A 7415-nucleotide genomic window follows, 5' to 3' on the forward strand; every position below is an offset into this window, starting at 1 on the left:
CTTCATCCGGTTGCGTAACTCCCGTGCCCTGCTCTCGCGCATGACCGAGGCGACCTCACCAGCCTGTGACTGTTGGTTGACCCGCATCGCGAGCAACAGCATGCCGGCAGATCCTCGTCGGTTATACTCGCCCCTTCTGGTGCTGCATAACGTCTCGACCGACAGCGTGCGTCACCACGCCCGAACCCAGTCCTGCAGCGATCGCAGCGCCGGCGACTAGCGGGACGCCAGCTCCGCTTGCGAGTACCATCGCTCCCCCTGTGCCGGCTAGACCCGCCGAAAGGGTGCGGATCTGCTGGTGATCCGCGCTGGTCGGTCCGCCATCATCAAGATCATGTTCATTTGGAAGTGCGGACGTGGTTTGCTGTCACTGCTCGGCTTCGTGATTGGCGAGACGCTGCAATCCAACGAAGGCAGGGTCAGGGTGCATGATCACCCAGGAGGGGATGGCAGCGACGTAGGCTTGGAAACGCCCCTTCGCTTCGAACCGCGCGCGGAACTGTGACCGCGCCAGATACTCGCTGATCCGCGGGGCAATGCCGCCGCCGATATACACGCCGCCACGCGCGCCGAACGTCAGCGCGGCATTTCCAGCGACGGTACCCAGCATGGCGCAGAACATATCGAGCGCCTCCCGGCTCGCCGGACAACTCCCCCGAAGCGCCGCTTCGGTGATTTGGCTTGGTTTGCGTGGAGGTACGGACAGATGATCGATGGCGGCGAGCGACTGGTAAAGATTGACTAGCCCCGGACCAGACAACGCGCGCTCCACGGAGACATGGCCGAAGCATCCACGTAGATGCGCGATGACCGCATCCTCCCGCGCATTGGCGCCCGGAAGCGTGGTATGGCCCGCCTCCGTAGTGACGACGAGCGGATCGCGAGGACGCGGCACAAGACAGGCGAGCCCGAGGCCTGTTCCAGGCCCCAACACGACTGCGGGCGCAGCTGCAGCCTGCTTGTCGCCTCCGACTGCAAACAAGTCACTGGGCGCGAGATGTGGCAACGACCAAGCGAGCGCCTTGAAATCGTTGACAACGCGCACGCTTGGCAAATCAAATGCCTTTTCCAATCGGCTGGCATCGATAACCCAGCCGCTGTTGGTCAGTATGCTGCGACTCGCCTCGACGGAACCGGCGACGGCGAGCACCGCGCCGGAGATCGGCCGCCCGTTCCGGTGGCGTCCAAGGAACGCAGCCAGTGCCCGATCGAACTCCGGGTAATCGCCGACCGCCAATGTCTCGATCGGCCCCATGCGCTCACCCGTGACGAACGCAAACCGGGCATTGGTTCCACCGATGTCACTCAGCAATGCGCGCCTTGCAGGATCAGCCATGAATTTTCTCAATATGCACAGCGTTGCCTTAGGACCGCGCGGATATGTACGACAATGGCGCAATCTCGACGCGGGAATAGTCAGGTGTGCGTCCGGTGCAGCCATGCTTCGCGTTCAAGTTCCGCAAGGCGTCCACCGTCTGCCTCCTCCTGCTTTGTTCACGCCGTGCTCTTGTAGATGCTTCTGACCAAGGCGTGCATCAGGTTTTCGCGCTGATGATGCCGACCATGCAGCTTTCGCGCATGACCTGCAAGCGCTTGACACGATGTGTCTCAATCATCCGTACGACTACGTCGACACGAGCGTCGGCGCGGACTCCTTCAGATTCTCGATGAATCAATACGCCTTTCTCCCAGCCCGAAGCTGGCGCGCAGGCAACCGGATCGTGGCTGCTCCGCCGTATCGCCACGCGCTACGGCAAGCGCCTCGACGACTTCTAGGACTCGTCAAACTCGCCATCGGGCTCAGATAGTTAAATCGGTGCCACCGCCTAGGAATTGTTCAGCGCGTTTTGCCATCTGTCGGGGCGACCCTCTTGGAGCGCTGCTGTGCCGGGCCGGTCGCATCGATCAGGTTGAACGCCGTATTGATGAGCCCGATATGTGAGAAGCCCTGCGGAAAGTTGCCCACGAGCCGCCTTCCAATGGGATCGTATTCTTCTGCGAGCAGCCCGAGATCGTTGCGAATGGCCAGAAGGCTCTCAAAGAGCTTTGACGCGTCATCGATGCGTCCGAGCATCACATAGGCGTCGGCCAGCCAAAAGCTGCAGGCGAGGAACGCGCCTTCTTCGCCGCCCACTCCATCATCGACCTGATCTGTCGAATATCGCAGCACGAACCCATTGCGGACGAGGTCCTGCTCGATGGCCGTAATCGTGCCGATTACCCGCGGGTCGTCGGCCGGCAGGAAGCCGACCTGCGGGATGAGGAGGAGGCTCGCATCCAGAGCCTTACCACCATAGTACTGCGTGAAGCTATTGCGATTGGGATTAAAGCCATTTTCGCAAATATCAGCGTGAATTGTGTCGCGAAGCTCCCGCCACCGATCAACCGGACCATCCAAACCGAAATGCTCGACGGATTTGACAGCACGGTCGAAGGCGACCCAGCACATAAGCCGGGAGTGGGTGAAGGCTCGCGGTTCTCCCCGTACTTCCCATATGCCGTTGTCCGGCTTTCGCCAGATCGTCGCAAGATGATCCAGAAGGACGCCTACCAAGCGCCAGGCTTCGGCAAGCGGCGCTAGTTCGGCTTCCCGCGCGGTATACAACGTTTCGATCAGTTCGCCGTAGACGTCGAGCTGTATCTGGTCGACTGCTTCGTTACCGATCCTGACCGGGGAACTCTCCTCATAGCCCGGCAGCCAGGTAATCTCATTCTCCGGCAGCCAGCGTTCGCCCGCAATGCCATACATGATGCGGAGCTGCTCGGGATGTCCGGCAGCAGCTCGCAATAGCCATTGCCGCCAAGCCTCGGCTTCCTCACGATAACCCGCGTTCAACAGCGCATACAGAGTGAGCGCTGAATCGCGCAGCCAGCAATAGCGATAATCCCAGTTGCGGCTGCCGCCGATCGTTTCCGGAAGCGAGGTCGTCGGCGCCGCGACGATACCACCAGTCGGTCCGAACGTGAGCAACTTAAGCGTGATGAGGGAGCGGATGACCGCATCGCGCCATATGGGATGCTTGATGTCAAAATGGCATCGTTTTGACCATTCTTGCCACCACGAAATCGTGCGGGCCATAGTCTCGGAACTATCCGGCACGAAGTGCGGCATCTTGTGGGAGCGATGATAGGAAAGCGTGAAAGGCACCTCCTCGTTCTTCCGAACAGTGAAACGAGCCGTCGTTGTCATTTCTCGGCCTACCAAGGCGATGGCGGTGTGCAGTTCGACCGCGTCTGGGCCGGCGACGGCACTTAGGCCGTAATCGCGGCGCCGCACCCAGGGAGCGGCCTGCCCATAGTTAAAACGGAGGATCAGCTCCATACTCATTGACACCTCGCCCGATACGCCACGCACGATGCGCACCACGTCGACTTTCTCTTCATCATGAGTAAGAGGCATGAAGTCAGTAAGCGTGCAGACACCTGTCGCAGTCTCGAAACGAGTCTCGAGTACCGCGGTTCCCGGGACGTAGCGCCGGCTGATACGGCAGGCGGGATCCTCTGGCGCCAGCAGCCAACGGCCATGCTTTGGATCACCCAGGAGAGCAGCAAAGCACGCAGCGGAATCGAAGCGCGGCAGGCAAAGCCAGTCGATCGACCCGTCGCGGCTCACGAGCGCTGCGGAAATCATGTTGCCGATGATGCCATAGTCCTCGATAGGCTTCGACATGCCCACTCCCTTTATCTGTCAGCCTTCGCCACGGAACGCCGGATAGAGCGTCATCCCGCCGTCAACAACGAGCGCTGTACCCGTCACGTAGTCGGATGCGTCGGACGCGAGCCATGGAGCTGCCCCGTTTTGTGATCCAGATGTCAGGCAATTTCTCGGGCTGTTTGAGTTTGTCGTGCGAACTCGTTCGGCGTCAAGTTGCCGAGCGAGGTGTGGGGCGGATCATTGTTGTAGTGGCACCTCCATTCCTCGATCCGTTCGATAGCGTCGGCCATTGACAGGAACCATGAGGTATTCAGTCACTCCGCCCGGACGCGACCGTTGAAGGCCTCGCAAAACGCATTGTCCATTGGCTTTCCGGGTCTCGAGAAGTCGATCTCGACGCCTTTGTGATAGGCCCACTGGTCGAGCATCTTCCCAATGTGCTACGTTGTCACTGACGATCATCGTCGGGCAGCCTCGTCGAGCGATCACGGCATCGAGCTCACGACCCACCCGGGTCCCCGACAACGGACGGGCGTTACCATTTTTTGAATTGAGGTCCTTCAGCATGGCGTTGTCGAGCATCGCCTCGGCCAACAGATTCTTCAGCTCGCATTCTCGTCGGCCAGGACCTTGAGGCGTCGAGCTTCTGATACGTCCAGGCCACCATACTGGCCTTCCATTTGTAGAACGCCGCGCTGCTGATCCCATGCTTGCGGCAGATCCCCCGTCTTCGAACCCGCTTCATGTTCTCGCAGGATCGCAATGAATCCGTTCTTCCGTGAACCTCGACTGCTTCATCTCCGTCTCCCTCAAGTGATCTGCGACCTTCAAATCGGACCGTTTTTGGTTAGAGTTTTTCCGCTGGATTTCCTCGGACTGGGAGGAGCGGAGAGCGATGAAAGCCTCGAAGTTTTCAGACGCGCAGAAGGCGTTTATTTTGAAGCAGGGTTCCGATGGGGTGCCGGTGGCCGATATTTGCCGCAAGGCCGGGATCAGCCAGGCGACCTATTTCAACTGGAGAAAGAAGTACGACGGCTTGCTGCCGACCGAGATGCGGCGGCTGAAGCAGCTTGAGGATGAGAATGGCAAGCTGAAAAAACTGGTCGCTGATCTCAGCCTGGATCGCGAGATGTTGCAGGACGTCATCCGCCGAAAAATCTGAGGCCTGTTCGTCAGCGCAAGCTCGTCGACGCGGTCCGCGGTGAATGGGATGTCTCGATCCGGCGGGTGTGCCAGATACTCGAGGTCGACAGATCAACCTATCACTACAAGTCGCGCCGGCCCGGACAGGCCAGCCTCGAAAGCAAGATCAAGGAGATCTGCCAGACGCGGGTTCGCTACGGCTACCGCCGCGTGCATGTGCTGTTGCGTCGCGAAGGCTGGCTAATCAACCAGAAGAAGACGCGACGGATTTATCGCGAGTTAGGCCTGCAATTGCGCAACAAAACGCCGAAGCGACGGGTCAGGGCGAAGCTGCGCGACGATCGCAGAGATGCCACGCATCCCAACGAGACTTGGGCGATGGACTTTGTGCACGATCAGCTCGCCACGGGAAACAAGATTCGTGTGCTCACCGTTGTCGACTTATTCTCACGGTACTCGCCGGTGCTTGATCCGCGCTTCAGCTACCTCGCCGAGAATGTCGTTCAAACGCTGGAGCACACCTGCGCGGCAGTTGGTTATCCGAAGACCATCCGCGTCGATCAAGGCTCCGAGTTCATCTCGCGCGATCTGGATCTGTGGGCCTATTCCAATGGTGTCACGCTCGACTTCAGTCGGCCTGGCAAACCGACTGACAATGCGTTCATCGAAGCCTTCAATGGACGCTTCCGCGCTGAGTGTCTGAACACTCATTGGTTCCTGACCCTTGACGACGCACGATCAAAATTGGAGGATTGGCGCAGATACTACAACGAAGAACGCCCGCATGGGGCGATCGGGAATAGACCCCGATTACGTTGCATAATCGTGACAGCGATCCCAGCTCGCCGTCATGACAAAGCCGGAAACTCTAGCCTCCGGCGTCCAAAGAATGGTCTCGGATCACAAGGTGACGGATTCTACCCATTCTTGGAGCGACTTCAGGGGCTCAGGTCAGCGGCAACTCTCACCCCTCAATACCGCCGCCAAAACCCGCTTGTGTAGGTGGTCTCACCATTGATGCCGGCCTCCAATCCAGCCAGCATCTTGAAACCATGTTTGGCGCTGAACCGGAATCACTCCAGATTCAGTAAATTAGCGAACGATCTAGGGAGCGCGCAGCTGTCGTCGATCTAATGCTAGTCGCTAAGATCTATCTCAAGGATTCCGGCCTCGGGTGATCGAAAACAACAGAACTGCAGCGCGCTACCATCTGAGGTCGATCGGAACACCACTTGGTCATCACCGTTCCACTGGCCGAGCTCCGTCACCAAATCATGGACCGTTAGCAGCCTCTCGATATCTGGTGCGTTCCTGACTGGGGGGACTCCGCCTGGGCAAACTTCATTATCGCGATTCATGATCAAACAACTCCGGTACGAATCTCAGCCGTGGCTATACCGCCCGTCAGCGGGTAAGCTATCCTAAGCTGAAGCAGTTTCCCGCGGCAGCAGGCGCTTAATGAGTCTCAGATCTCCGGCTACAATACCTTTCGTGACAATGGAGACTTCTGCCGCACTCCGCTTCAATTCTTCCTGCTGATGCCGCACACCACTGGCATTAGGAGCAGCGCCATCCCCTTTATAGACAGATGACACCAGCGCGCTAATACCAAACAATGTTCCGATGATTAGAATTGTTGCCACAACTATCTTCATATCACCTCATTTTTCATCGCCGCTCTTCATCGAATTCAATCTCTATGACCTTCTCCCGCTCAAACGCGACAGGCCTGCCGCATCATGCCGCCTTTCCTTGACGCATACTTCCACTGAAAGGGTCGTAATTGTTGGAGAAGAAAAGGATCGTGAGCAGTAACGACGTATTCTCGATTCCCTTGAGCGAGTGCGGGACACCACCTTCGAGATACACCCATTGACCTGCGGAAAGTTCAAGTGACGTTTCAGGCAAGCCGAGCAGAGCCCGGCCTTCCAGGCAATGCAGCGTGATGGGACCGTCAACTTGGTGCGCCTTGATATCCGTGCCAGCATGAATAATGAGGCGCACGACCTCGAACGCTTCCGACTTTACGACGGCGGTTGTCCGCGCGTCCTTTAGCTTCGGGCCCAATGGTGCGAGATCAACAACTTCTTCAGGGCTGGCGTGGTGCATGGCCATTGCACTCGTCTCCTCCGCATGAGGAGGTCACGGGTAACGGACCTCGATATATTGACCCTTATTTTAAGTCACTGAAGTAAAAGCCAAGGCGGCAATCATCCCTCCAAAAGTTAAAACGACTCCGGCCACGAGCATTGGCACTAGGCTCTCACTGGAACGCGGATCGGCTTGCCTGTTGACGAAGTCTTCGGCGCTCTTTTGCGTTTGTGCTGCTTTTTGAGCTTGCGCAACGGTATTCATGGGAAACCTTTCTCGGCTCGTCTGGCGATCATTGGTTGGGTGCGGATACGGAACTAAAATCTTGACCAGGCGACCGTTCACTTTGTGCTTTGGAAATGGAGCGACCCGGTACCTATTGGTACTCGTACCGGATCGCTTGGGAGTTTGCGGCGGGGGGAGGAACTAGGGTCGGGACCCATAAAAGTGATTCCTTCGGCGCTGAGTTTGTGATTCACGGTCTCGGACAGGAGGCCTTTGATGAGTCGCGATTGCTTTTGGCTAA

The 7415-nt window shown here is 58.1% G+C and carries 6 protein-coding genes and 3 pseudogenes; 1 reads left to right on the forward strand and 8 read right to left on the reverse strand.

All coding sequences use genetic code 11. The annotated features are described in order from the left end of the window. Nucleotides 1-367 precede the first annotated feature (367 nt). The 5 genes and pseudogenes from glk to B2M20_RS19920 all read right to left on the reverse strand — a co-directional run. The gene (gene glk / locus B2M20_RS18310) at nt 368-1336 is read right to left on the reverse strand and encodes a glucokinase (RefSeq protein WP_079448450.1); all 969 of its coding nucleotides are present in this window, start codon (nt 1334-1336) and stop codon (nt 368-370) included. Nucleotides 1337-1837: 501 nt separating this feature from the next. Next, the gene (locus B2M20_RS18320) at nt 1838-3670 is read right to left on the reverse strand and encodes a glycoside hydrolase family 15 protein (protein WP_079448452.1); all 1833 of its coding nucleotides are present in this window, start codon (nt 3668-3670) and stop codon (nt 1838-1840) included. A gap of 18 nt (nt 3671-3688) precedes the next feature. Beyond that, the gene (locus B2M20_RS20830) at nt 3689-3817 is read right to left on the reverse strand and encodes an SDR family oxidoreductase (protein ID WP_274533980.1); all 129 of its coding nucleotides are present in this window, start codon (nt 3815-3817) and stop codon (nt 3689-3691) included. Continuing rightward, nucleotides 3814-4092, reverse strand: a pseudogene (locus tag B2M20_RS19915) (integrase core domain-containing protein); the annotation flags it as partial. The pseudogene B2M20_RS19915 and the gene B2M20_RS20830, both read right to left, overlap by 4 nt. Before the next feature lie 106 nt (nt 4093-4198). Further along, nucleotides 4199-4453 (reverse strand): annotated as a pseudogene (locus B2M20_RS19920) (transposase); the annotation flags it as partial. 97 nt (nt 4454-4550) lie between these two features. Here B2M20_RS19920 and B2M20_RS18330 point away from each other — a divergent pair. Next, nucleotides 4551-5652, forward strand: a pseudogene (locus B2M20_RS18330) (IS3 family transposase). Nucleotides 5653-6219: 567 nt separating this feature from the next. Here B2M20_RS18330 and B2M20_RS18335 read toward each other — a convergent pair. From B2M20_RS18335 to B2M20_RS19840, 3 genes are all read right to left on the reverse strand, one after another. Then, entirely contained in the window at nt 6220-6453 is a 234-nt protein-coding gene (locus B2M20_RS18335) for a hypothetical protein (protein ID WP_079448453.1), read from the reverse strand. An 82-nt stretch (nt 6454-6535) separates the two neighbouring features. Continuing rightward, nucleotides 6536-6913 (reverse strand): cupin domain-containing protein, encoded by a 378-nt coding sequence (locus B2M20_RS18340; RefSeq protein WP_079448454.1) that lies wholly within the window; start codon nt 6911-6913, stop codon nt 6536-6538. A 63-nt stretch (nt 6914-6976) separates the two neighbouring features. Then, nucleotides 6977-7153: a hypothetical protein gene (locus B2M20_RS19840; RefSeq protein WP_173816073.1), complete on the reverse strand. Its 177-nt coding sequence runs from the start codon at nt 7151-7153 to the stop codon at nt 6977-6979. Nucleotides 7154-7415 lie beyond the last annotated feature (262 nt).

This window comes from Nitrobacter vulgaris (genome assembly GCF_002028545.1).
In the GTDB taxonomy this organism is placed as follows: Bacteria; Pseudomonadota; Alphaproteobacteria; order Rhizobiales; family Xanthobacteraceae; genus Nitrobacter; species Nitrobacter vulgaris.

Excerpts from the sequence above, each read along its gene's own strand:
- glk (WP_079448450.1), bottom strand. The coding sequence starts at position 1,336 with ATGGCTGATCCTGCAAGGCGCGCATTGCTGAGTGACATCGGTGGAACC.
- B2M20_RS18320 (WP_079448452.1), bottom strand. The coding sequence starts at position 3,670 with ATGTCGAAGCCTATCGAGGACTATGGCATCATCGGCAACATGATTTCC.
- B2M20_RS18335 (WP_079448453.1), bottom strand. The coding sequence starts at position 6,453 with ATGAAGATAGTTGTGGCAACAATTCTAATCATCGGAACATTGTTTGGT.
- B2M20_RS18340 (WP_079448454.1), bottom strand. The coding sequence starts at position 6,913 with ATGGCCATGCACCACGCCAGCCCTGAAGAAGTTGTTGATCTCGCACCA.
- B2M20_RS19840 (WP_173816073.1), bottom strand. The coding sequence starts at position 7,153 with ATGAATACCGTTGCGCAAGCTCAAAAAGCAGCACAAACGCAAAAGAGC.